The organism is Gluconacetobacter takamatsuzukensis, assembly GCF_014174275.1.
GTDB lineage: Bacteria > Pseudomonadota > Alphaproteobacteria > Acetobacterales > Acetobacteraceae > Gluconacetobacter > Gluconacetobacter takamatsuzukensis.
Genome location: NZ_JABEQK010000005.1, coordinates 174,412 through 198,567, shown reverse-complemented (window position 1 = coordinate 198,567; position 24,156 = coordinate 174,412). Strand labels below are relative to the sequence as shown.

Below are 24,156 nucleotides of genomic sequence, written 5' to 3'. Positions count from 1 at the left end.
GCCCGTAAATTGCCATCAGGGGCTGGTGTTCTTCCTTTCAAGCGGGGCGATTCGTCCCGCCACGGAAAGAAGAAAGGGTATGGCCATGCACAAGATGGCGCGGCTTCTGCTGGTGGTTCCGGTGATGGCGGCGGGTCTCGCCGCGGCGGCTCCGGCGGCCCATGCGCAATGGCGCGGTCATGGCTATGGCGGCCCTGGCCCCGGCTGGCATGGTGGCGGCTGGCACGGCGGCGGCTGGCGGGGCCCGGGCTGGGGCGGCCGGGGCTATTACGGCCGTGGCCCCGGTGTCGGCGGCGCCTTTGTCGGCGGGCTGATCGGGGGCGCGCTGATCGGCGCGGCCGGCACGGCCATCGTGGCCCAGACCTACGCACCGCCCCCGCCGCCTCCGCCCCCGCCGGTCTATGTGCAGCCCTACGGATACGCCTATCCGGCCTATTGATGGGGCCGGTGGATGAGGGCAGGCGGCTTCGTCACAGGGCCGAAGCCGCCCGCATCACCTCCGCCACGTGTCCCGGCACCTTGACGTTGCGCCACACCTGCGCGACCCGCCCATCGGCATCGATCAGGAACGTGGCGCGTTCGATCCCCATATATTTGCGGCCGTACAGCGTCTTCTCCACCCACACGCCATAGGCCTCGGTCACCGCGCCGGTCGCATCCGACGCCAGCGGAAAGTCCAGGTTCTGCCTGGTGGCGAACGTATCGATGGCCTTCATCGAATCGCGCGACACGCCGATGACGGGCAGGCCGGTACTCCCCAGCGCGCCCAGGGCCTCCTGAAAATCGCAGGCCTCGGTGGTGCAGCCGGGCGTGCTGGCCTTGGGATAGAAATACAGGATGAACGGCTTGCCCCGCATCGCCGCCAGGCTGACCTGCCGCCCCTTGCTGGCCGGCATGTCGAAATCGGGCGCCGGGGCGCCGATGGCGGGAAAGATCGGGGTTTCGGCCATGATGGGTCTCCGTTCGGCTCCGCCCAGGGCGGGCGGTGGCGGGCTTTGTCTCTATTTTGATGGGTTTGCCGGCGCCCGCAAGCGCTCGGCCGTGTCTTCCACCGGGCCGATCAGGCGGGTGAACAGCGCGCGCACCGCCCCGGCCAGGGCATCCATCCTCTGCAACGCCTCGTCCATCGAGGCCGCGCCGACCTCGCGCAGCAGGATGTCGCGCGTGGCGGCGGGCATGGCGGCGGGGTCGGTGGGCGGCCGGGCGCCGAAGAGGATGCGCAGCATGCTCTGCACCGATCGCCACGTCCGGTCCGCGCGCAGCAGCACCTCTTCCGCCGCCGGGTCCAGCAGCCCATGCCGCGCCAGCAGGCGCAGCGCCTCGCGCGTGCAGGGCGTGCGGGCATCGGCGGTGCCGGCCACCAGTTGCAGCGTCTGGGCGATGAATTCCACATCCATCAGCCCGCCCGGCCGGCGCCGGATGTCCCACGGCCCCTCGGGCGGAAATTCGCGCGCGATCCGGGCGCGCATCGCGCTGGTATCGTCCAGGATCGCCCGGCGGGCGGCGGGGGAGGTGGGGCCGTCCAGCGCGGTGCCGATCGCGGCGCGCATGGCGCGGACCAGCGGCGGCGCCCCGGCCACGACCCGGGCGCGGGTCAGGGCCATCCGCTCCCACGTCCAGGCGCTTTCGGCATGATAGCGGCGGAAGGACTCCAGCGACAGCGCGACCGGCCCCTTGGAGCCCGAGGGGCGCAAGCGCATGTCGACCTCATACAGTGGCCCCTCGGGCCCCGGCGCGGTCAGCGCGGCGACGAAGGCATGCGCCAGCCGGACGAAATACTGTCCCACCGGCAGCGGCCGGGGCGGCAGCCCGCCCCCCTCGGCGGCCGCGCGGGGCGCAACCACGCTGTCCGTCACCCCGGCCGGATGGTCGTAGATCAGCATCAGGTCCAGGTCCGATCCGGGCATCATCTCGCGCGATCCGGCCTTGCCCAGCGCCACCACCGCCATCGCGCCGCCGGGGACGCGCCCGTAGCGCTCGCGATGCTCGGCGGTGACGGTGCGCAGCAGGCCCCGGATCACGGCCTCGGCCATGTCGGTGCGCGCGCGGCTGGCGCTATCCACGTCCAGCCGATGTTCCAGCCGGGCGGTGGACAGGCGGAATTCCTCGCCGCGCACCAGCGCGCGCAGCACGGGCAGAAGCTGCTCGGTCGAGGTCGCGGCTGCCACATGCTGGCGCACCAGTTGGGCGGGCGGCAGGTCGGCGGCGCGGGTGTCGGCCTCGTCGTCGCCGATACCGCCCAGCAGCCCTTCCAGCGCCGCCGGGGTCTCGGCCAGATGGTCGGCCAGGAAGGGCGAACCGTCGAGGATGGTGGCAATGCGCCCGATCAGCGCCGGATTGCGCTCCAGCAGCGTCAGAAACTGCACCCCCGCCCATTGCCGGGCCAGCATGGCGTCGAACCGGCGCAGGCAGGTCAGCGGCTCCCGCCGCTGGCCGAAGCTGGACAGAATGCCCGGCATCAGCCGCCGCAGCAGGCTGCGCGCGCGGTCCGAGCGCAGGGCCCGCAGCCGGTTGCCGCTCCAGCGCCCCAGCAGGGCCAGCGCGTCGGGGATGTCGGCGTCGGGGAAGCCGGCCAGGCGGAGGTGTTCGGCCATGTCCTCGGCCTCGGGGTCGATCGAGGCCTCGCCCCCCTCGGGCTCGGCGAACTGGCGTTCGAAGATCCGGCGCGATTCCTGCATGATCGGCAGCATCGTCCCGGCCAGCGCGCGGCCGCTCGGCTCCTGCATGAAGATGGCATAGATATTGAAGGCCTCGCGCGTCGCGGGCAGGCGGTGGGTCTGGTGGTCGGCCTGCATCTGCAACCGGTGCTCGGCCCGGCGCAGCATGCGATAGGTGCGGGCCAGGCTCTCGCCCTGCGGGCGGGGCAGGATGCCGGCGCGCACCAGCCGCCGCAGGGCGCCCAGCGTCGTCGGGTCGCGCAGTTCGGGCTGCCGCCCGCCCCATACCAGTTGCAGCGCCTGGGCGACGAATTCCACCTCGCGGATGCCGCCCTGGCCCAGTTTCAGGTCGTGGCCCAGCAGCCAGTCGCGGGCCGGGCCGGGGTCGTGCACCGTGCGGTCGGTCAGGCGCGACAGGCCGGTATGGCCGGCATTGCGGTGGCGGTCGATGCGCGCCTTCATGTCGTGCAGGTCGTCGATCACCGCGAAATCCAGGTGCCGGCGCCACACGAACGGGTGGATGGCGCGCAGGAAGCGGCGCCCGGCACCAATGTCGCCCGCCACAGGCCGGGCCTTGGTCATCGCCGCGCGCTCCCAGGTCTGGCCCATGCTCTCGTAATAGGCGATCCCGGCGGGAAACGAGATGGCGGGCGGCGTGGCCGACGGGTCGGGGCGCAGGCGCAGGTCGGTGCGGAAGACGTAGCCGTCGGCATCCCGCGCTTCCATCAGGCTGACAAGATCGCTAGTCATGCGGATGAAGATCCGGCGCAAATCCTCGTGGCCCGGATGGCAGTCCGGGTCGTACAGCACGATCAGGTCGATATCCGAGGAGTAGTTCAGTTCCCGCGCACCCAGCTTCCCCATCGCCAGCACGACGAATCCACTGCCCCGGGTCGGGTGGCCGGGGTCCGGCAGAACGAGTTGCCCCGCATCATGTGCCGTCCGCAGCAGATGTCTGACCGCTTCCTCCAGCGCGCCCTCGGCCAGGCGGCTGAGCGCGAGCGTCACCTGCTCCAGCGTCCACAGCCCGCCGATATCGGCCAGCGCGATGGCCAGCGCGGCCTGTCGCTTGGCGGCGCGCAGGGTCGCCGCGATCGTGGCGCGACTGTCGCGCGGGGTCAGCGCGGTCATGCCCTCCAGGGCGGCCGCCATGCCGGCATCCGGCCCCTCGGCCAGCAGCCGGGCAAAGGGCACGACATCGCGCCGCACCAGCCCGGCCAGATAGGGGCTGTTGCCGCCGATCGCCGCCAGCATCGCCGCCACGCCGTCGCCCAGCAGCAGCGCGGGGTCCAGCGCATGCTCCCGCCACAATTCGTCCAGGTCCTCGCGCAGCAGGGCGGCGCCGCGCGCATCGGCGGGCGCGGGCCAGGGGCGGGCGGTCCAGCCGGCCGGGCTGCCGGCGGGCGGCGCCTGCATGTCGCGGGCGGGGCGATGTCGGGGCATCGTATGTCCTGGTCCGGGGAACGGAAAAGGGAAGGGGCCATCCGCCGCGCCATGGCGCGCCGGGGTCGCGGCGCACCGTGGACGGCGGCATGACCCAAGGTCAAGAGCCCCGGCCCCCCGCCCCGCGACGGTGGCGGCGTATCCTGCTGGCGGCGGTCGCGGCCTGCGTGGCCGTGCCGGCGCTGCTGGTGCTGGGGCTGGCGGCATGGCTGTCGTGGCGGCCGGTCGACGTCACGCCGCTGGCGCGGCTGGCGGTGGCGCGCATGCTGCCCCACGGCACGCGGGGCCGCCCGGCGATCCGCCTCGAGCTGGGGCAGATGAGCATCGGCTGGGACTGGCTGCATCGCGGGCTGGCGGCCCCGCTGGAACTCGCGGCCGGCGACCTGCGCCTGCGCCGGCCCGACGGCAGCGTGGCGGCCGGCGTCGGCACGCTGCGGCTGGTGGTGGCCGGCGGCCCGCTGCTGCATGGCCGCCTCGTCACGCCCGAACTGATGGTCTCTGGCGCCCGCGTGGCGTTGCGCCGGGACCGGGACGGCACCATCGGCCTCGATACCGGGCTGCCTCCCACCCATGGCGGCGGCGCGGCCCTGCCGTTCGACCCGAGAATGCTGGAACGGGTGGCGGTGCGGGACGTGGCGGTCACGCTGCACGATGTGCCGACCGGCCAGGCCTGGCAGGCCGACGGCATAAACGCCGACCTGCACGCCGTGCGCCATGCCGCCCGGTTCGGGCTGGTGGGCCAGGCCGGCGTCACGCTGGCGGGGCCGGGGGTGCGCGCCTCGCTGCGGGCCGACGGGCAGGCCGACGGCACGACCGGGCTGGTCTGGCACTTCGCCACCACCCCGGTCACGCCCAGCGCGCTGGCCCCGCTGGTGCCGGGCCTGGCCCATGCCGACCTGCCCGTGTGGCTGGACGGCACGATCCGCCTGGCGGCGGACCGCGACGGGCTCATGGCCCGCCCGGTCTCCGCCGCCCTGCGCGTGCAGGCCGGCGCCGGTCGGATCGTGACGGGGGCCAAGGGGCTGGTGCGCGTGGCCGCGGCGCAGGCCGATCTCGCCGCCGCGTTCACGCCCGCCGCCGCCGGCGGCGCGCTGCCGGGCGGGGCCAGGATCCGGCTGGATTCGCTGGCGGCCAGCCTGCTGCCCTCCGACCGCCCGGCCGGCACGCCGGCCGATACGGTCACGCTGGGCGCCCATGGCGTGCTCGACATCGCCCGCCTCGACGGTCCCGGGCCCATCGACGCCTCGGTGGACGCGGCCATCCCCAACCTCGATTTCGCGACCCTCGCTTCCTACTGGCCGGCCGGGGCCATGAAGGGCGCGCGCGCATGGGTCACGCGCAACATCACGCGCGGCGCGGCGCACGACCTGCATGTCGCGATCGGGCTGGGCAGCCCGGCCGGATGGGGGGCGATCACGATGCGGTCGATGACGGGCGGCGTCAGCGGCTCGGACCTCGACCTGCACTGGCTGCGCCCCATCCCGCCGATCCAGGGCGTCAACGCGGTCCTGACCTTCGAGGGCCCCGACGCGCTGTCCATCGCCTTCAGCGACGGCACCCAGAGCATGGAGCGCGCCGACCGGCATGTGGGCGCCACCGGCATCGGGCATCTGGCAGTGGGCGACGGGCACATGCGCATCACCGGCCTGCTGGGCAAGGACCAGGTCGGCGACATCACTACCACCCTGCGCGGCAATCTGCGCGACGTGCTGGCCCTGCTGGGCGAGCCCCGCCTGCACCTGCTGTCGCGCCACCCGGTGGCGTTCGAACGGCCCAGCGGCAATGCGCGGGTGCTGCTGCACCTGGTCCTGCCGCTGGACGACAAGGTGTCGGTGGCCCAGATCCACCTCAACGGCCATGCCGACCTCGACCATCTGCACCTGGGCAACGTGGTGCAGGGCCGCGCGCTCGATGACGGGCGGGTGGCGCTTGATGCGACGACCGAGGGGCTGACCATGCACGGCACGGCCCTGCTGGGCGGCATGCAGTCGGTCCTGACCTACGCCATGGATTTCCGGGGCACGCCCGATGTCCGCACCACCGAAACCGCGCAGGTGCGCGTGCATGTCACGCCCGAAAGCGCGGTGCGCGCCGGCTTCGATGTCGGCCAGCGCTTCCGCGGCAGCGCGGAGCTCGATGTCGATTACGACCGTTTCCCCGACGGCACCGGGCAGGTGGGGCTGAAGCTGGACCTGGCGGATGCCGCACTGACCATCCCGGTCTGGAGCAAGCAGCAGGGCCAGGCGGCGGCGGCCTCGGCACGGCTGGGGCTGGATGACGGGCGCCTGGTCTCGGTCGAGGCCATTCATGCCACGGGGCCGGACCTGCTGATCGACGGCCGCGCGACCATGGGCCGCGACGGCGGGCGCACGCTGATCATGCGCGGCTTCCGCGTCGGCCGGTCGCGCGGCGATGCCACGGTGGGCGTCTCGCCCCGCCCGGCCGATCCGCTGCATGTGGCCGTCCATGCGTCGGTGCTGGACCTCTCGCCGCTGCTCGCCCCCACGCCGGCCCCGGTCTCCGCCCCCAAGGCCGCCAGGAAGGGTGCCTATCACCTGCCCGAGGCCGCCTCGGGCCGGGTGCACGGGCCGCCGGGGCGAAGCTGGCTGATCGATGCCGATGTCCACACGCTGTTCTATGCCCGCGATTCGGCGCTGACCGGCGTGCATGCGCATCTGGAGGATAACGGCGTCCGCCTGACGCGGATGCGCTTCTCCATGGCCGGCCCGTCCCCCGCCAGCGCGACCCTGACGCCGGAGCGCGACGGCCGGCATCTGTGGGCCAGCGTCCAGGATCTGGGCCTGATGCTGCGCACGCTGGGCGTGACGACCAAGTTCCAGGGCGGACGGACGGTGATGCAGGGCGTGTTCGACGACGCCCAGCCCAGCGCCCCCTTCGCCGGGGTGCTGACCATCGACCCGATCATGGTCAGCGAGGTCCCGCAGGCGGTGCGGCTGGCCAACAACGCGTCGCTCTACGGCTGGGTGCAGTCCGCGCCGGCGCCGGGCTTCGCGATCCAGCATGTCTCGCTGCCCTTCACCTTCCGCGACGGGGTCCTCGCGGTGCATGACGGCGTGGCCAGCAACGCCTCGCTGGGCGTGACGGTGCAGGGCCCGGTCGATCTCGACCGCGGCAAGCTGGATCTCAAGGGCACCATCGTGCCCGCCTTCGCGGTCAACACCATCCCCGGCCACATGCCGGGCGTGGGGCGGCTGATGAGCCCCGAGAAAGGCGGCGGCCTGCTGGCGGCCACCTTCGTCGTCAGCGGCGCGCTGGATTCCCCGGCGCTGCGGGTCAACCCGTTCTCGCTCTTCCTGCCCGGCGTGATGCGGCGACTGGTCGAGTAGACGGTCTGTGGAAGGAGAGGCGATGTCCGACGCTCTGGGCACCGGCGTATGGGGGCTCGCGGCCCTGGCGGCGATCGCGGTCGCGGCCGTCCTGGTGCTGCTGGCCCGGCGCGGGCGCGGGACCGACGGCGGCGACCTGCTGGCCCGCGTCTATGTGATGATGGAACGCGATTCCACCGCCCGCTTGGCCGATGCCGAGGCCCAGCGCACCCGGCTGGACCAGTTCCGTGCCGAGACCGCCGACCGGCTGGGCACGATGGCCCAATCCCTGACCCGCGACCTGGCCGAGGCCCGGGTGCGCCAGAGCGAGGCCCTGCGCGAGATGGCCGAGACCTCGGCCCGCCAGCTCGACGCCATCCGCGCCACGGTCGACGAACGCCTGCACGAGGCCGTGGAACGCCAGATGCAGACCTCCTTCCAGCGGGTGCTGGAGCAGTTCACGGCGATGCAGAAGGCGATGGGCGAGGTCTCGGCGATGACGGCGCAGATCGGCGACCTCAAGCGCCTGTTCTCCAACGTCAAGACGCGCGGCGGCTGGGGCGAGGCCCAGTTGCGCGCCATCCTCGACGACGTGCTGCCCCCCGGCGCCTACCAGGCCAATTGCCGCCTGCGCGAAGGCAGCGCGGAGGTGGTGGAATTCGCCGTGCGCATGCCGGTGCGCGCCACCACCCCGCCGCTGCTGGCCATCGATTCCAAATTCCCGACCGAGGCCTACGAACGCCTGCTCGACGCCGTGGACCGGGTGGATGCCGAGGCCGAGCGCGCCGCCCGCCGCGCGCTGGAAACCACGCTGAAGATCGAAGCCCGCAAGATCGCCGCCAAATACATCGTCCCGCCGGTGACGGTGGAATTCGCGGTCCTGTACCTGCCCACCGATGGGCTCTACGCCGAAATCGCGCGGATTCCCGGACTGGTCGACGAAATCGGGCGCACCTGCCGGGTCATGATCATGGGCCCCGGCCTGCTGCCCGCCATGCTGCGCACGATCCATCTGGGCTACGTCACCCTGGCGCTGGAGGAACGGACGGACGGCATCGCCCGGCTGCTGGGCGCCACCCGGCAGGAAATGCTGCGGATGGACGGCGTGCTGGAAAAACTGGCCCGCAACGCATCGGCCATGTCCTCGTCGATCGACGAGGCAAGGCGGCGGACGCGCGTGGTGGCCAGGCAGTTGCGCGGGCTGGACGGCATCGATCCGGACGCCGCGCCGGCGATGGACGAAGCGGTGCCGGCGCGTGGTGAAACCGAATTTAATGGTGATTGAGACGGGGTGCGATCATGCCTGACCGGACCATGAATGCGACATCGACCTCAGAACCGTTTCCCCAGCCGGGGGAGGCCGGGCCGGGCCGGGAGGCCAGGCCACGGGTACTGCTGGTGGAGGATGACGGCAAGATCGCGCAGGAAGTCGCCGAGGAGCTGGAAAGCCGGGGCTTCGCGGTCTGCCACGCCGACACCGGGCCGGGCGGCCTGGCGGCGGCGCTGGCCGAGACGTTCGACGTGATGATCGTCGACCGGATGCTGCCCGAAATGGACGGGCTGACCCTGATCGAGACCCTGCGCGGGCGCCAGGTCTCCATCCCGGTGCTGGTGCTGTCGGCGCTGTCGGCGGTCGACGACCGGGTCAGCGGCCTCAAGGCCGGCGGCGACGACTACCTGACCAAGCCCTTCGCGATGGAGGAACTGGCCGCCCGGCTGGAGGCGCTGATGCGCCGCCCCAACAACACGCGCGAGACCATGCTGCATGCAGGGTCGCTCAGCATGGACCTGATCGAGCGCACGGTCACGCGCGACGGCCAGCCGATCGACCTGCTGCCGCGCGAATTCCGGCTGCTGGAATATCTGATGCGCCGGCCCAACCAGGTGCTGACCCGCACCATGCTGCTGGAAGATGTGTGGAACTACCGCTTCATCCCGCAGACCAACCTGGTGGACGTCCATATCGGCAAGCTGCGCCGCAAGATCGACGACCCGGCCGGCACGCCGCTGATCCAGAGCATCCGGGGCACCGGCTTCATGCTGCGCGTGCCCGAATAGCCCATGCACCCGGGCGAGGTGCTGCGCACCGCCACCTTCCGGCTGACGCTCGCGGTGGTCGTGGCGATGATCGGCACGGCTGCACTGCAATTCGCGGTCGGCTACAGCCAGACCAAGGCGTTCGAGTTCCGCCGCACCGACGCGCTGCTGCACCGCGAGGCCGCGCTGCTGGCGCGGGAGCCGCAGCAGGACCTTGAGCACAAGATCAGCGAGCGCGCGACCGACGACCTGCGCGTGGTCATCAACCAGGCCGCCCTGTTCGATACCCTCCACCACCACATCGCGGGCGATCTGCGGACCTGGCCCGAGGGGCTGGCGGTCGACGGCCATGTGCACGAACTGACCGTCCGCCCCAACGAGGACGCGCCCTATGTCCTGCGGATCCTGGCCGTGCCGGTCGCCGGCGACCGGGTGCTGGTGCTGGGGCGCGGCCTGCACATGATCGCGGAATGGCGGCTGATGATGCGCCATTCGCTGCTGGTCTCCATCGTGCCCACGGTGCTGTTCGCGCTGCTGTGCGGCATCGTGCTCAGCCACCGCGCGCTGGGACGGGTGGCCAGGATGCACGAGGCGATCGACCGGATCATGGACGGCGACCTGCACGAGCGCCTGCCCGCCGGCCGCCAGCGCGACGAGATGCAGCGCCTGGCCGGCAGCGTGAACCGCATGCTGGACCGGCTGGAGCACCTGATGGGCGAGATCCGCGATGTCGGCAACGATATCGCCCATGACCTGCGCACACCGCTGGCCCGCGTCCGCGCCCGGCTGGACCGCGCGCAGGCCGGTACGCTGTCGGCCGACGACCTGCGCACCGTGATCGCACGCGCGATCGACGACCTGGACCAGTGCTTCTCCATCATCACCGCCTTGCTGCGGATCGGCGAGATCGAGAACGCCCGCCGCCGCGTCGGCTTCTCGCTGGTCGACCTCAACGAGATCGCGGCCGACATCGTCGACCTGTACGAGCCCATTGCCGAAACCCGGCAGATCCGGCTGGAATTCCTCGCCGCCCCCGGCCCGGTGCCGGTGCACGGCGACCGCGACCTGCTGATCGAGGTGCTGGCGAACCTGATCGACAATGCCCTGAAATTCACCGATCCCGGCGGTGACGTCACCCTGGCGACCTTCCCCGAAACCCAGGGCGGGGCACGGCTGGAAATCGCCGATACCGGCATCGGCATCATGCCGCAGGAGCGCCAGGCGGTGATGAACCGCTTCTACCGCTCGGACAAGAGCCGCCATGTGCCGGGCAGCGGGCTGGGGCTCAGCCTGGTTTCGGCCATCCTGCGCCTGCACAACGCCCAGTTGACCATTTCGAACGCCCGCAGGCACGATGCCAGGCCCGGCGCGCTGTTCGGGGTCGCGTTCCCCCCACCCGCGCAGGCCGCCGCCCCGCCGGCCTAGCCCGGCTTTTTAAATGGGAATTTCATTGGCGTGCCGGGATGGCGTGCTAACGAAGCCCCCGAACGATCGGGAGTGACGACGATGCACGCTTGCGGGCCAGATCGCATGGGCGTGGCGGACAGGCCGGACAGACGGCGCGCGGCCCCGCGCGCAGGGGGTTCGCGCCGCGCATGAACGCCATCGTCGTCACCGCGCTCAAGCGGCCTTATACGTTCGTCGTCCTGTCGATCCTCATTCTCGTCTTCGGTGTCCGGTCGATGGTCCAGACCCCGACCGACGTCTTCCCCAGCATCAAGATCCCCGTGGTCGCGATCGTCTGGACCTATACCGGCCTGATGCCCGAGGACGTGTCGGGCCGCATCGTCTATTATTACGAGCGCGCGCTGACCGCGACCGTCAACAATATCGAGCATATCGAAAGCCAGTCCTATTACGGGCGCGGCATCGTCAAGGTGTTCTTCCAGCCCGGCACCGATACCTCGGTGGCGCAGACGCAGATCACCTCGGTCTCGCAGACCGTGATCCACCAGATGCCCACCGGCACCACCGCGCCGCTGGTCTTGACCTACAACGCTTCCTCGGTCCCGGTCCTGACCCTCCAGGTCTCGTCGGATTCGATGACCGCGTCGCAGATCTACGACATGTCGTCGAACCTGATCCGCCCGGCGCTGGTCTCGGTGGCGGGTGCCGCGATCCCCAACCCGTATGGCGGCCAGCCGGGCAACGTCATGGTCGATCTCGACCAGGCGAAGCTGCTGGCCCATGGCCTGTCCGCGACCGATGTGGGCAACGCGCTGGGCAAGCAGAACATCGTCCTGCCGGCGGGCGACCAGCAGATCGGCGCCTTCGACTGGATGGTGCAGACCAACGCCTCCCCGCGCGAGATCCAGGCGTTCAACGAAATCCCGGTCAAGCAGGTCGGCAACGCGGTGGTCTACCTGCGCGACGTGGCATGGGTGCATTCGGGCGGCCCGCCGCAGACCAACATGGTGCTGGTCAAGGGCCACCAGGCGGTGCTGATCGTCATCATGAAGAGCGGCGACGCCTCGACGCTCGACGTCGTGTCGGGGGTCAAGGCGCTGCTGCCCTCGGTCACGGCGACCCTGCCGCCGGGCGTGCAGATCCACATCCTCAACGACGCCTCGACCTTCGTGAAGGACGCGGTGCGCGACGTGGCGCAGGAAATGGGCACCGCCGCCCTGCTGACCAGCCTCGTGGTGCTGCTGTTCCTGGGCTCGTGGCGCTCCACGGTCATCATCGCGACCTCGATCCCGCTGGCCATGCTGTGCTCGATCATCGGGCTGGGCTGGGCGGGGCAGACCATCAACGTCATGACCCTGGGCGGCCTGGCGCTGGCGGTCGGCATCCTGGTCGACGACGCGACGGTGATGATCGAGAATATCGATGCCCATCTGGAGATGGACAAGGACCTGGAAACCGCCATCATCGACGCGGCCAACCAGATCGTCATTCCCACCTTCGTCTCCACCCTGTGCATCTGTATCGTCTGGATGCCGCTGTTCCAGCTCACGGGCGTCGCCGGCTGGCTGTTCATGCCGATGGCCGAGGCCATCATCTTCGCGATGATCGCCTCCTTCATCCTGTCGCGGACCCTGGTGCCGACGATGGCGAAATACCTGCTGGCGGCCCAGGTCGCGGCCCATCACGCGGCCGCCCACGGCCACGCGCCGCCCAAGGGCTTCTTCGGCCGCTTCCAGCAGGGGTTCGAGGCGAAGTTCACCACCTTCCGCCACGCCTATCGCGACCTGCTCAGCGCGCTGGTGGCCTCGCGCATGCGCTTCATCGGCACCTTCCTGGGGCTGGCGGTCGGCTCGATGCTGCTGATGATCTTCGTCGGCCAGGATTTCTTCCCCGAGATCAATTCCAACGCGCTGGCGATCCACATGCGCGCGCCGATGGGCACCAAGCTGAACGAGGCCGGCAAGATCTCGATGCTGGTCAGCGACGAGATCCACGCCCTGCTGCCGGGCCAGGTCGAGGGCATCGTGTCCAATTGCGGCCTGCCCTTCAGCGGGCTGAACCAGGCCTTCATCCCCACGCCCACCGTCGGCACCCAGGATTGCGACCTGACCGTCACCCTGCGCGACGAGAACGCGCCGGTCGCCTCCTTCCGCGGCACGCTGCGGCGCGGCCTGGCCGAGCGGTTCCCGGGCACCGAAATCACCTTCATGCCCGCCGACCTGACGGCCAAGATCCTCAATTTCGGCCTGCCCGCGCCGATCGACGTGCAGGTGACGGGCCGTAACCTGGCCGCCAATTTCGTCTTCTCCCAGCACCTGGCGGAACGTCTGCGCCACGTCACCGGCCTGACCGACGTGACGGTGCAGGAGCCGATGAACACGCCCACCCTGCGGGTCAACGCCCGCCGCTCCTTCGCGCTCGGGACCGGCCTGACGGAATCCGACGTCGCCAACAATGCGCTGGCCACCCTGTCGGGCAGCGGCCAGGTCTCGCCCACCTACTGGCTCGATCCCAAGACCGGCGTCTCGCATCTGGTCGATATCCAGACGCCGCTGCAATTCCTGCAGACGCTGAACGACCTGGAGACGATCCCCATCGACCGGGGCGACGGCAACCCGGCGGGCGGCACTCCCCAGATCCTGGGCGGGCTGAGCCAGATCATCCAGACCGGCACGCCCGGCGAGGTCGCGCACTACAACATCATGCCGGTGTTCGACATCTACGCCACCAATGACGGGCTGGACCTGGGCGCGGTCTCGCGTGAGGTCAACCGGGTGGTCGAGGCCGCGCGCCACGACCTGCCGCGCGGCTCCAGCCTGGTGGTCCGCGGGCAGGCGACGACCATGAACAGCGCCTACCGCCAGCTCGGCCTCGGCCTCGCGATGTCGATCCTGCTGGTGTACCTGATCATCGTCGTCAACTTTCAGTCGTGGCTGGACCCGTTCATCATCATCACCGCCCTGCCGGGCGCGCTGGCGGGTATCGCGTGGAGCCTGTTCCTGACGCACACCACCCTGTCGGTGCCGGCGCTGACGGGCGCGATCATGTGCATGGGCACCGCGACCGCCAACTCGATCCTGGTCGTGGCCTTCGCCCGCGAACGGCTGGACGTGCACGGCGACGCCGTGAAGGCGGCCATCGAGGCCGGGTTCGAGCGTATCCGGCCGGTGCTGATGACGGCATCGGCCATGATCATCGGCATGCTGCCGATGTCCCTGAGCAATTCGCAGAACGCGCCGCTCGGCCGGGCAGTGATGGGGGGGCTGATGATGGCGACGGTGGCGACGCTGCTGTTCGTGCCCTGCGTCTTCGCCCTGCTGCACGGCAGGCGATCCGAAAGACACCGTAGCGCCGAAGGAGAACGCGCATGAGCGCCGTGGAACAGACCCGCGGGGAAAAACCGTCGGGGCGCGGAAAGCTCCTGGCCGGCGTCGGAATCGTCCTGGCGGTGGTGGTCGTCGGCGGCGGGATCGTCCAGCGGCAGGCGCATCTGTCCGCCCTGCGTCACCAGACCGAGGATTCCGCGATCCCCCGCGTGCAGCTGATCTCCCCCGCCAAGGGGCCCAGCATCCGCACGCTGGACCTGCCGGGCAACATCTCGGCCTGGTACCTGGCACCGATCTACGCCCAGGTCTCGGGCTATGTGCGCATGTGGTACAAGGATTTCGGCGCCGAGGTGAAGGCGGGCGACGTGCTGGCCACCATCGACACGCCGGGGCTGGACGCGCAGTACGCGGCATCGAAGGCGAATTTCGACGTCGCGATGGCGCGCTACAAGCTGGCGCAGATCACGGCCAAGCGCTGGAAGGCCCTGCAAGGCACCCAGGCCGTGTCACAGCAGGAAGTCGACGTGCAGGCCGCGAACGCCGAGGCCGAGCAGGCCCAGGTCGAGGCCGCGCGGCACGAGGTCTCGCGCTACGCGGCGTTGATCGGCTTCAAGCAGATCGTGGCCCCCTTCGACGGGGTCGTGACCTCGCGCCTGGCCGATGTCGGCGACTACGTGAATGCCGGCGGCGGCGACGTCAGCGCGCGCGGAACCGCGACCGAGCTGTTCAGCGTGGCCGACGTCCACCGCATGCGCGTGTTCGTCTCGGTCCCGCAGGATTACGCCGACATCATCAGCCCCAAGCTGACGGCCGAGGTCACGGTGCCGCAGCATCCGGGCCGGGTCTACAAGGCCACGTTCCTGGCCACCGCCGCCGCGTTCAACGCCTCGACGCGCACGGTGACCACCGAACTGACGCTGGACAACAGCGACCGCACCCTGTGGCCCGATTCCTACGCCACGGTGCATTTCAGCGCCCCGGGCGACCCGGACATCCTGGTGATCCCGGAAGGCGCGCTGATCTTCCGCGCCGAGGGCATGCAGGTGGCGCTGGTCGACGAGCATAACCGCGTGCGCCTGCACAATGTCACGGTCGGCACCAACCTGGGCACGACGGTGCAGATCCGCGGCGGCCTCAAGCCCACCGACCGGGTGATCAACAACCCCTCGGCCGGCCTGCTGGACGGGCAGGAGGTCCGCGTGGTGGACGCGACGCCGGGCTACAACGCGCAGCCGGCCACGGCCAACGAACCGGCCCGCACCGACGATGTCCGCGCCATGCCGAACGACCGCTCGAATGCGGAGGAGGCGGGAGCCCGTCAATGACCCTGTCCTCTCCCACGCGGCGGGCGCGGCGCCGTTCCACCCGCCCGCTGCGGCGCGCGGCCCGCCTGGCCGGCGGCCTGGCGCTGCTGGCCGGCCTGGCCGGCTGCGACATGGCACCCGCCTATCACCCCGACCATTTCGTCTTTCCCGACGACTGGAAGGGCGCGGGCACGATGCGCTACGCCGCTCCCGACGAGGCCGCCCTGCGCGGCGACTGGTGGACGCTCTTCAACGACCCGACGCTGAACCGGCTGGAAGAGCAGGCCAACCGCGCCAACCCCGACCTCCAGGTCGCGGCCGAAACCTTCACCCAGGCCCGCGACATGGCGGCCGAGGCACAGGCAGGCCTGTATCCGCAGGTGACGGGCGCCGCCAGCATGGGCAAGTTCAAGGGCTCGGCCCACCGGCTATGGCGCGGCGCGGGGTCGACCGGCCCCACCTACATGTCATCGGAGCAATATAGCGGCACCGCGACCTGGGAGCCCGATTTCTGGTCCGCGATCCGCAACCGCAAGCGCATGCGCGTGCAGGCGGCGCAGGAACGCGCGGCCGATTACGCGCTGACGCGGCTGAGCACCGACTCCGAGCTGGCATCGGACTACATCGCCCTGCGCGGGCTGGACGTGCAGGACGCCGTCTATCGCGACTCGATCCGCACCTACACGCTGGCGGTGCAGATCACCCGCATGCGCCAGGCCGGGGCGATCGCCGCAGGCCTGGACGTCTCGCGCGCCGAAAACCAGCTTTATGCCACCCAGGCGCAGGAAACCGACCTGCTGGCCCGCCGCGCGGTGCTGGAACATGCGATCGCGGTGCTGGTGGGCGTGGCGCCCGCCTCGTTCCACCTGGCGCCGGAAGACCAGATGCACTTCCCCGATATCGGGGTGCCGCTGCTGCTGCCCTCGGCCTTGCTGGAACGGCGGCCGGACGTGGCGGCCGCCGAGCGCGAGATGGCACAGGCCAACCGCGCCATCGGCGTGTCGCGCGCGGCGTTCTATCCCAACGTGTCGGTCAACGCGATGACCGGCTTCATGGATAACGGCTTCACCCTCGCCGACCTGTCGAACAGCATGTATTCCTACGCCGTGCAGGCGGCGATGCCCCTGTTCCAGGGCGGGCTGCGCCGGGCAGAGCTGCAACGCACCTGGTCGCAATACCGCCAGGCCGAGGATAATTACCGCGGCGTGGTGCTGGAAGCCTTCCAGAATGTCGAGGACGGGCTGACCATGACCGGCCAGCTGCGTGCCGAGCTGAAGCAGCAGCACCAGTCGGTGCAGGCCGCCGTCCGCACCCAGGGCATGACCATGGCGCTCTATACGGGCGGGCTGACCAACTATCTCGACGTGGTGGTGGCCCAGATCGCCGCCCTGTCCGCCCGCATCGCCGAGGTCCAGGTCGAAACCCGGCGCCACCAGGCGACGGTGTCGCTGATCCGCGCGCTGGGCGGCGGCTGGTCGCGGGCGCAGCTTCCCTCCGACAAGTCGGTCATGCCCTTCGCTCCCCTGCAGTACGAGGGGCTGCGCGTGCCCAAGGAGGCCGGGGGCATCGCCACCGGCAGCGGCCCGGACCAGCTCAACCTGACCGGCACCGGCCTGCGCGGCACAGGGTTGACAACCCCGGTCCATTAGGGTTAGGGACCCGCCTCTTACGGAACGCGGGAGGCCGCGTCCGCCGTCTCGCACGGCGGGCCGGCCGCAGGAACCGCGGTCCGGGTGAAACAGTCAGGAGCCCCGGATATGGCCAAAAAGATCGTTGGCTACATCAAGCTACAAATTCCCGCCGGCAAGGCGAATCCGTCCCCGCCGGTCGGCCCGGCGCTGGGTCAGCGCGGCCTGAACATCATGCAGTTCTGCAAGGAGTTCAACGCCAAGACGCAGGGCCTCGAGCCCGGCATGCCGATCCCGGTCGTCATCACCGCGTTCGCCGACCGCACCTTCACCTTCATCACCAAGACCCCGCCGAACACCTATTTCCTGATGAAGGCCGCGAACATCAAGAAGGGCAGCTCGACGGTCGGCAAGTCGGCCGCCGTCGGCAGCGTCACCATGACGCAGCTGCGCGAGATCGCCGAGCAGAAGAAGCAGGACATGAATGCCAACGACATCGACGGGGCTGTGCGGATGCTGATCGGCTCCGCCCGTTCGATGGGCCTTACGGTGGTGGAGGGCTGATCCAATGGCCAAGAACAAGCGTCTGACGGCCGGCCAGGCCTCTGTCGACCGTAACAAATCCTATGGCCTCGACGAGGCGATCGGTCTGGTGAAGCAGACGGCGACCGCCAAGTTCGACGAGACGATCGAGATCTCGCTGAACCTGGGCATCGACCCGCGTCACGCCGACCAGATGGTCCGCGGCCTGCTGTCCCTGCCCAACGGCACGGGCAAGACCCTGCGCGTGGGTGTGTTCGCCCGCGGCGCGAAGGCCGAGGAAGCCCTGGCCGCCGGTGCCGACGTGGTGGGCGCCGAGGACCTGGCCGAGAAGGTGCAGGCCGGCGAAATCGCGTTCGACCGCTGCATCGCGACGCCGGACATGATGGCCCTCGTCGGCCGCCTGGGCAAGATCCTGGGCCCGCGCGGCCTGATGCCGAACCCCAAGCTGGGTACCGTGACCATGGACGTGAAGGGCGCCGTGACGGCCGCCAAGTCCGGCCAGGTCGAGTACCGCGCCGAAAAGGCCGGCATCATCCATGCCGGCATCGGCAAGGCGTCGTTCGACAGCGACAAGCTGATCGAAAACATCCGCGCCTTCGTCGACGCGGTGCAGAAGGCCAAGCCGACGGGCGCCAAGGGCACCTATCTGCGCAAGGCCGCCCTGTCCTCGACGATGGGCCCGGGTATTCGCGTCGACGTGTCCGCCTTCTCGGCGGGCTGATCACGCAGGAATGACGCGCTGCCCGAAAGGGCAGGGCGGACAGGAGGCGGGGTGCTGCGGCGCCCCGTTCTTCCGAACCTGTCCATGACCGGATGTGGCCGATGCCTTGATGGACCCTCGGGTCCGCAACCGGAAGACGGGGATCACCGGATTGGGGCGGCTCGCCGCCCGCACTGGTTGTTCCGTTGTTCACAGGACAGGCGAACCGGAGGATCGGGCCCCAGGGCCCAGTCCTCCTAGGGTAAACCCGGCCTGTTGGGTCATCCCGGCAGGTCACGACGGAGACGGGAATTGGACCGTACGGAGAAGCGGGAGTTTGTTGCCTCCCTCGCGGCCGTGTTCGCCGAGACGTCCATGGTTGTCGTAACCCGCAATGACGGGTTGACGGTGGCCGATGCGACGATCCTTCGGCAGCGCGTGCGTGCGGCTGGAGCGACTTACAAGGTCGCGAAGAACCGGCTGGCCAACCTCGCCCTGGCAGGGACCCGATTCGAAGGCATCTCGCCGCTGCTGAAGGGGCCGACCGCGATTTCGTGGTCAGCCGATCCTGTGGCCGTGGCCAAGGTGCTTGTCGAGTTCGCCAAGACCAACGAAAAGCTCGTTCTGCTCGGTGGAGCGCTCGGCACCCAGACATTGAATGTCGACGGTGTGAAGGCGCTGGCCGAACTGCCGTCCCTGGATACGCTCCGGGCGCAGCTGGTGGGGATGATCTCCACGCCGGCCACGCGCATCGCGGGTGTGCTCCAGGCGCCGGCCGGACAGCTTGCGCGGGTTTTCGGCGCCTACGCCAAGAAGGACGAGGCTGCCTGAGCCACAAGCGCCCCGCATGCGCGGGGTGATGAATTTTGCACAGTCTCGTGAAATCGGGATTGTGTTGCGCCAATCAGTGTATACATTAGGAAGACCAAATCATGGCCGATCTGACCAAACTCGTTGACGAGCTGTCCGCCCTCACGGTTCTCGAGGCCGCCGAGCTCTCGAAGCTGCTGGAAGAGAAGTGGGGCGTTTCCGCCGCCGCTCCGGTTGCCGTTGCCGCCGCGCCGGCCGCTGCCGCCGCTGCCCCGGCCGAAGAGCAGACCGAGTTCACTGTTGTCCTGGCCAAGGCCGGCGACAAGAAGATCAACGTCATCAAGGAAATCCGCGGCATCACCGGCCTGGGCCTGAAGGAAGCCAAGGACCTGGTCGAGGGTGCGCCGAAGACCGTGAAGGAAGGCGTGAACAAGGACGAAGCCGAGAAGATCAAGAAGGTTCTTGAAGAGAACGGCGCGACCGTCGAAGTGAAGTAATCTGTCGGGTGCTGGCGGCCCTCGGGCTGCCTCTCCTGCTTGATGCCAGGTGAGGGCGGGAACCCGAAAGGGTCCCGCCCCCTTGGCCGTTCTGGCGCCCTGACCGCAAGGTCTCGGGCGCCTTCGGCGGTAGAAGGCCCGTTCTTCGGAATGGGCGGGGATACCGGTTTCGGTGTCCAGGCATGGATGGTTTGTGATGATCCGCTTTCGGTCGCCGTGGCTCCGGGTTCCGGGCGCGGAAAGGTCCGGGTCGTCGGGGATGGGGGCAGGATAGACGATGAACGCGATTACGAAATCGTTCACGGGACGCAAGCGCATCCGCAAGAGCTTCGGGCGGATACCCGAAATCGCTCCGATGCCCAATCTGATCGACGTGCAGCGCGCCAGTTACGAGGCGTTCCTGCAGATGAACGTCTCGCCCGACAGCCGGACGCAGACGGGCCTGCAGGAAGTGTTCCGTTCGGTTTTCCCGATCAATGATTTCGCCGGGCGCGGCCGCCTGGAGTTCGTGCATTACGAACTCGAAGAGCCGAAATACGACGTCGAGGAATGCATCCAGCGCGGCCTGACCTTCGCGGCCCCGCTCAAGGTGGTGCTGCGCCTGATCGTGTGGGATGTCGACGAGGACACGGGCTCGCGCTCGATCCGCGACATCAAGGAGCAGCCCGTCTATATGGGCGACATGCCGCTGATGACGGATAACGGCACCTTCATCATCAACGGGACCGAGCGCGTCATCGTCAGCCAGATGCACCGCAGCCCCGGCGTGTTCTTCGACCACGACAAGGGCAAGACCCATTCGTCGGGCAAGTTCCTGTTCGCCGCCCGCGTCATTCCCTATCGCGGCTCGTGGCTCGATTTCGAATTCGACAGCAAGGACCTGATCTACGTCCGCATCGACCGCAAGCGGAAGCTGCCGGTGACGACGCTGCTGTACGCGCTGGAAGGCGAGGCCTCGGCCGCCGCCCGCGCAGCCAAGATCGCCGAGGGCGGCGATGTCGAGGCGATGGAAATCCGCGGCATGGATGCCGACGAGATCCTGGGCTATTTCTACAACCAGGTCGTCTTCACCAAGACCCCCAAGGGCTGGGCCCGCCCGTTCGACGCCGAGTCGTTCCGCGGCATGAAGCTGCTGGAGCCGCTGGTGGACGCGCAGAGCGGCGAGGTGGTGGCCGAGGCCGACGCCAAGCTGACCGCCCGCATGGTCCGCAAGATCGCGGAAACCACGAAGGAAGTGCTGGTCGGCGCCGCCGGCCTGGTCGGCCGCTACGTGGCCCATGACCTGGTCAACACCGACACGGGCGAGATCTACGCCGAAGCCGGCGAAGAGCTGACCGAGGCCCGGCTGGAAGCGCTGGAAGAGGCGGGGGTCGACCGCCTGCCGACGCTGGCGGTCGACGCCGCCAACGGCCCGTGGATCCGCAACACCCTGACGGTGGACAAGAACGGCTCGCGCGACGATGCGCTGACCGACATCTACCGCGTGATGCGCCCGGGCGAGCCGCCGACCCCGGAAACCGCCGAGGCCATGTTCTCGGGCCTGTTCTTCGACGCGGACCGCTACGACCTGTCGGCGGTCGGCCGCGTCAAGATGAACATGCGCCTGGGCCTGGACGCGCCGGACACGATGCGCGTGCTGCGCAAGGAAGACATCCTGCGCACCGTCAAGATCATGTGCGAGCTGAAGGACGGCCGCGGCGCGATCGACGACATCGACAATCTGGGCAACCGTCGCGTCCGCTCGGTGGGCGAGCTGATGGAAAACCAGTATCGCGTCGGCCTGCTGCGCATGGAGCGCGCGATCCGCGAGCGCATGGGCTCGGTCGACATCGACACCGTGATGCCGCACGACCTGATCAACGCCAAGCCGGCGGCGGCGGCGGTGCGCGAGTTCTTCGGCTCGTCGCAGCTCAGCCAGTTCATGGACCAGACCAACCCGCTGTCCGAAGTGACGCACAAGCGCCGCCTCTCGGCGCTTGGCCCGGGCGGTCTGACGCGTGAGCGCGCGGGCTTCGAGGTCCGCGACGTCCACCCGACCCATTACGGCCGCATCTGCCCGATCGAAACGCCGGAAGGCCCGAACATCGGCCTGATCAACTCGCTGGCCACCTACGCCAAGGTCAACAAGTACGGGTTCATCGAAACCCCGTACCGCCTGGTGCGCGACGGCGTGCTGCAGGACGGCTGGAAATACCTCTCCGCCATGGAAGAGGAAAAGCTGATCGTCGCCCAGGCCGATGCGAAGCAGGATGCCGAAGGCCGCCTGACCGACGAGCTGGTCTCGGTCCGCCGTGGCGGCGATTTCCGCCTGGTGAAGCCCGAAGAGGTCACGGCCTGCGACGTCTCGCCCAAGCAGCTCGTCTCCGTCGCCGCGGCGCTGATCCCGTTCCTCGAGAACGATGACGCCAACCGCGCGCTGATGGGCTCGAACATGCAGCGCCAGGCGGTGCCGCTGGTCCGCTCCGACGCGCCGCTGGTCGGCACGGGCATGGAAGCGGCGGTGGCGCACGATTCCGGCGCGACCATCGTGGCCAAGCGCAGCGGCATCATCGACCAGATCGACGGCGCGCGCATCGTGGTGCGCGCGACCGACGAAACCGGGGCGACCCAGGGCGTCGATATCTACCGCCTGCGCAAATACATGCGCTCCAACCAGTCCACCTGCATCAACCAGCGTCCGCTGGTGCGCGTGGGCGACAAGGTGCTGGCTGGCGACATCATCGCCGACGGCCCGTCGACCGAGCTGGGCGAACTGGCCCTGGGCCGGAACGTGCTGGTCGCGTTCATGCCGTGGAACGGGTACAATTTCGAAGATTCGATCCTGATTTCCGAGCGGATCGCGCGCGACGACGTCTTCACCTCGATCCATATCGAGGAATTCGAAGTCATGGCCCGCGACACCAAGCTGGGTCAGGAGGAAATCACCCGCGACATCCCCAATGTCGGCGAGGAAGCCCTGCGCAACCTCGACGAGGCGGGCATCGTCTATGTCGGCGCCGAGGTGAACCCGGGCGACATCCTGGTCGGCAAGGTCACGCCGAAGGGCGAAAGCCCGATGACGCCGGAAGAAAAGCTGCTGCGCGCCATCTTCGGCGAAAAGGCGTCGGACGTCCGCGATACGTCGCTGAAGCTGCCGCCCGGCACCACCGGCACGATCGTCGACGTGCGCGTCTTCTCCCGTCGCGGTGTCGACAAGGACGAGCGCGCGATGGCGATCGAGCGCGCCGAGATCGAACGCCTGGCCAAGGACCGCGACGACGAGCGCGCGATCCAGGAGCGGTCGTTCTACAACCGGCTGCGCGAGCGCCTGGTGGGCCAGGTCTCCGGCACGGGCTTCAAGGGCCTGCGCTCGGGCACCGAGATCACCGAAGAGGTGCTGGCCGAGCATCCGCGCGGCGCATGGCGCAACATCACCGTCGCCTCCGATCCGGTGATGGTGGAGCTGGAAGTGCTGCGGCGCGAATTCGATGCCGCCGTGGCCCGCATCCAGGCGCGCTTCGAAAGCAAGGTCGAGAAGCTGCAGCGCGGTGACGAGCTGCCGCCCGGCGTGATGAAGATGGTCAAGGTCTTCGTCGCGGTGAAGCGCAAGCTGCAGCCGGGCGACAAGATGGCCGGCCGCCACGGCAACAAGGGCGTGGTCTCGCGCGTCGTGCCGGTGGAAGACATGCCGTTCCTCGAGGACGGCACGCCGGTCGACCTGGTGCTCAACCCGCTGGGCGTGCCCTCGCGCATGAATGTCGGACAGATCCTCGAGACCCATCTGGGCTGGGCCTGCGCCAATATCGGCAAGGGCATCGGCGGCCTGGTCGACGAATACCAGCGCACCGGCGAGAAGAAGCAGGAACTGCTGGACCGTCTGAAGACCGTCTATGGCGACAAGGTGTATGACGAGGCCATCGTCACCCTGCCCAACGAGCAGCTGGTGGAACTGGCCAACAACCTGCGCAAGGGCGTGCCGATCGCGACCCCGGTGTTCGACGGCGCGTCGATCCCCGATATCGAGGCGATGCTGACCGATGCCGGCGTCAACAAGTCGGGCCAGTCGCAGCTGATCGACGGCCGCACGGGCGAGAAGTTCGAGCGTGTGACCACCGTGGGCTACATCTACATGCTCAAGCTGCATCACCTGGTCGACGACAAGATCCACGCCCGGTCGATCGGTCCGTACTCGCTGGTCACGCAGCAGCCGCTGGGCGGCAAGGCCCAGTTCGGCGGACAGCGTTTCGGCGAAATGGAGGTCTGGGCGCTGGAAGCCTACGGCGCGGCCTACACGCTGCAGGAAATGCTGACGGTGAAGTCCGACGACGTGTCCGGCCGCACCAAGGTCTACGAGGCGATCGTGCGCGAGCACGACGATTTCGAGGCCGGTATCCCCGAGAGCTTCAACGTCCTGATCAAGGAACTGAAGTCCCTCGGCCTGAACGTGGACCTGGAGCAGAGTGGCGACTGACGCCGGCGTCAGTCCCACCATTCCGTCT

The 24,156-nt window shown here is 69.4% G+C and carries 15 protein-coding genes; 13 read left to right on the top strand and 2 right to left on the bottom strand.

Features of this window, described 5'->3' with window-relative positions; all coding sequences use genetic code 11:
* The first annotated feature begins 79 nt into the window (after positions 1-79).
* Positions 80-439, top strand: coding sequence for a hypothetical protein (locus HLH27_RS08680; RefSeq protein WP_246375653.1), 360 nt, complete (start codon positions 80-82; stop codon positions 437-439).
* Between the two features lie 31 nt (positions 440-470).
* On the opposite strand, the gene bcp is transcribed toward HLH27_RS08680, so the two are convergent.
* Positions 471-950 (bottom strand): thioredoxin-dependent thiol peroxidase, encoded by a 480-nt coding sequence (gene bcp / locus HLH27_RS08675; protein ID WP_182949598.1) that lies wholly within the window; start codon positions 948-950, stop codon positions 471-473.
* A gap of 51 nt (positions 951-1,001) precedes the next feature.
* Complete coding sequence (locus HLH27_RS08670; RefSeq protein WP_182949597.1) at positions 1,002-4,100, bottom strand: bifunctional [glutamine synthetase] adenylyltransferase/[glutamine synthetase]-adenylyl-L-tyrosine phosphorylase; 3,099 nt, start codon at positions 4,098-4,100, stop codon at positions 1,002-1,004.
* An 89-nt stretch (positions 4,101-4,189) separates the two neighbouring features.
* On the opposite strand from HLH27_RS08670, the gene HLH27_RS08665 reads away from it, so the two are divergent.
* From HLH27_RS08665 to rpoB, 12 genes are all read left to right on the top strand, one after another.
* The gene (locus tag HLH27_RS08665) at positions 4,190-7,447 is read left to right on the top strand and encodes an AsmA-like C-terminal region-containing protein (RefSeq protein ID WP_182949596.1); all 3,258 of its coding nucleotides are present in this window, start codon (positions 4,190-4,192) and stop codon (positions 7,445-7,447) included.
* A 22-nt stretch (positions 7,448-7,469) separates the two neighbouring features.
* Positions 7,470-8,711: a DNA recombination protein RmuC gene (locus tag HLH27_RS08660; protein ID WP_182949595.1), complete on the top strand. Its 1,242-nt coding sequence runs from the start codon at positions 7,470-7,472 to the stop codon at positions 8,709-8,711.
* A 29-nt stretch (positions 8,712-8,740) separates the two neighbouring features.
* Complete coding sequence (locus HLH27_RS08655) at positions 8,741-9,484, top strand: response regulator transcription factor (RefSeq protein WP_182949692.1); 744 nt, start codon at positions 8,741-8,743, stop codon at positions 9,482-9,484.
* 3 nt (positions 9,485-9,487) lie between these two features.
* Complete coding sequence (locus HLH27_RS08650; protein WP_182949593.1) at positions 9,488-10,888, top strand: sensor histidine kinase; 1,401 nt, start codon at positions 9,488-9,490, stop codon at positions 10,886-10,888.
* Between the two features lie 170 nt (positions 10,889-11,058).
* Positions 11,059-14,241 carry an efflux RND transporter permease subunit gene (locus HLH27_RS08645; RefSeq protein WP_182949591.1) on the top strand — a complete coding sequence of 1,061 codons (3,183 nt, stop codon included), beginning with the start codon at positions 11,059-11,061 and terminating at the stop codon, positions 14,239-14,241.
* The gene (locus tag HLH27_RS08640) at positions 14,238-15,521 is read left to right on the top strand and encodes an efflux RND transporter periplasmic adaptor subunit (RefSeq protein WP_182949589.1); all 1,284 of its coding nucleotides are present in this window, start codon (positions 14,238-14,240) and stop codon (positions 15,519-15,521) included. Before HLH27_RS08645 ends, HLH27_RS08640 begins: the two co-directional genes overlap by 4 nt.
* On the top strand, positions 15,518-17,149 hold the full coding sequence (locus tag HLH27_RS08635) for an efflux transporter outer membrane subunit (protein ID WP_182949587.1): 1,632 nt from the start codon (positions 15,518-15,520) through the stop codon (positions 17,147-17,149). Before HLH27_RS08640 ends, HLH27_RS08635 begins: the two co-directional genes overlap by 4 nt.
* A 108-nt stretch (positions 17,150-17,257) precedes the next feature.
* On the top strand, positions 17,258-17,692 hold the full coding sequence (gene rplK / locus HLH27_RS08630; protein WP_182949585.1) for a 50S ribosomal protein L11: 435 nt from the start codon (positions 17,258-17,260) through the stop codon (positions 17,690-17,692).
* Between the two features lie 4 nt (positions 17,693-17,696).
* Positions 17,697-18,392, top strand: coding sequence for a 50S ribosomal protein L1 (gene rplA, locus HLH27_RS08625; protein WP_182949583.1), 696 nt, complete (start codon positions 17,697-17,699; stop codon positions 18,390-18,392).
* A gap of 291 nt (positions 18,393-18,683) precedes the next feature.
* Positions 18,684-19,202 carry a 50S ribosomal protein L10 gene (rplJ, locus tag HLH27_RS08620; protein WP_182949581.1) on the top strand — a complete coding sequence of 173 codons (519 nt, stop codon included), beginning with the start codon at positions 18,684-18,686 and terminating at the stop codon, positions 19,200-19,202.
* A gap of 101 nt (positions 19,203-19,303) precedes the next feature.
* Positions 19,304-19,678, top strand: a complete 375-nt coding sequence (rplL, locus tag HLH27_RS08615; RefSeq protein ID WP_114727484.1) for a 50S ribosomal protein L7/L12 — start codon at positions 19,304-19,306, stop codon at positions 19,676-19,678.
* Between the two features lie 277 nt (positions 19,679-19,955).
* Positions 19,956-24,128, top strand: coding sequence for a DNA-directed RNA polymerase subunit beta (gene rpoB, locus HLH27_RS08610; RefSeq protein WP_182949579.1), 4,173 nt, complete (start codon positions 19,956-19,958; stop codon positions 24,126-24,128).
* Positions 24,129-24,156 lie beyond the last annotated feature (28 nt).

Excerpts from the sequence above, each read along its gene's own strand:
- HLH27_RS08680 (WP_246375653.1), top strand. The coding sequence starts at position 80 with ATGGCCATGCACAAGATGGCGCGGCTTCTGCTGGTGGTTCCGGTGATG.
- bcp (WP_182949598.1), bottom strand. The coding sequence starts at position 950 with ATGGCCGAAACCCCGATCTTTCCCGCCATCGGCGCCCCGGCGCCCGAT.
- HLH27_RS08670 (WP_182949597.1), bottom strand. The coding sequence starts at position 4,100 with ATGCCCCGACATCGCCCCGCCCGCGACATGCAGGCGCCGCCCGCCGGC.
- HLH27_RS08665 (WP_182949596.1), top strand. The coding sequence starts at position 4,190 with ATGACCCAAGGTCAAGAGCCCCGGCCCCCCGCCCCGCGACGGTGGCGG.
- HLH27_RS08660 (WP_182949595.1), top strand. The coding sequence starts at position 7,470 with ATGTCCGACGCTCTGGGCACCGGCGTATGGGGGCTCGCGGCCCTGGCG.
- HLH27_RS08655 (WP_182949692.1), top strand. The coding sequence starts at position 8,741 with ATGAATGCGACATCGACCTCAGAACCGTTTCCCCAGCCGGGGGAGGCC.
- HLH27_RS08650 (WP_182949593.1), top strand. The coding sequence starts at position 9,488 with ATGCACCCGGGCGAGGTGCTGCGCACCGCCACCTTCCGGCTGACGCTC.
- HLH27_RS08645 (WP_182949591.1), top strand. The coding sequence starts at position 11,059 with ATGAACGCCATCGTCGTCACCGCGCTCAAGCGGCCTTATACGTTCGTC.
- HLH27_RS08640 (WP_182949589.1), top strand. The coding sequence starts at position 14,238 with ATGAGCGCCGTGGAACAGACCCGCGGGGAAAAACCGTCGGGGCGCGGA.
- HLH27_RS08635 (WP_182949587.1), top strand. The coding sequence starts at position 15,518 with ATGACCCTGTCCTCTCCCACGCGGCGGGCGCGGCGCCGTTCCACCCGC.
- rplK (WP_182949585.1), top strand. The coding sequence starts at position 17,258 with ATGGCCAAAAAGATCGTTGGCTACATCAAGCTACAAATTCCCGCCGGC.
- rplA (WP_182949583.1), top strand. The coding sequence starts at position 17,697 with ATGGCCAAGAACAAGCGTCTGACGGCCGGCCAGGCCTCTGTCGACCGT.
- rplL (WP_114727484.1), top strand. The coding sequence starts at position 19,304 with ATGGCCGATCTGACCAAACTCGTTGACGAGCTGTCCGCCCTCACGGTT.
- rpoB (WP_182949579.1), top strand. The coding sequence starts at position 19,956 with ATGAACGCGATTACGAAATCGTTCACGGGACGCAAGCGCATCCGCAAG.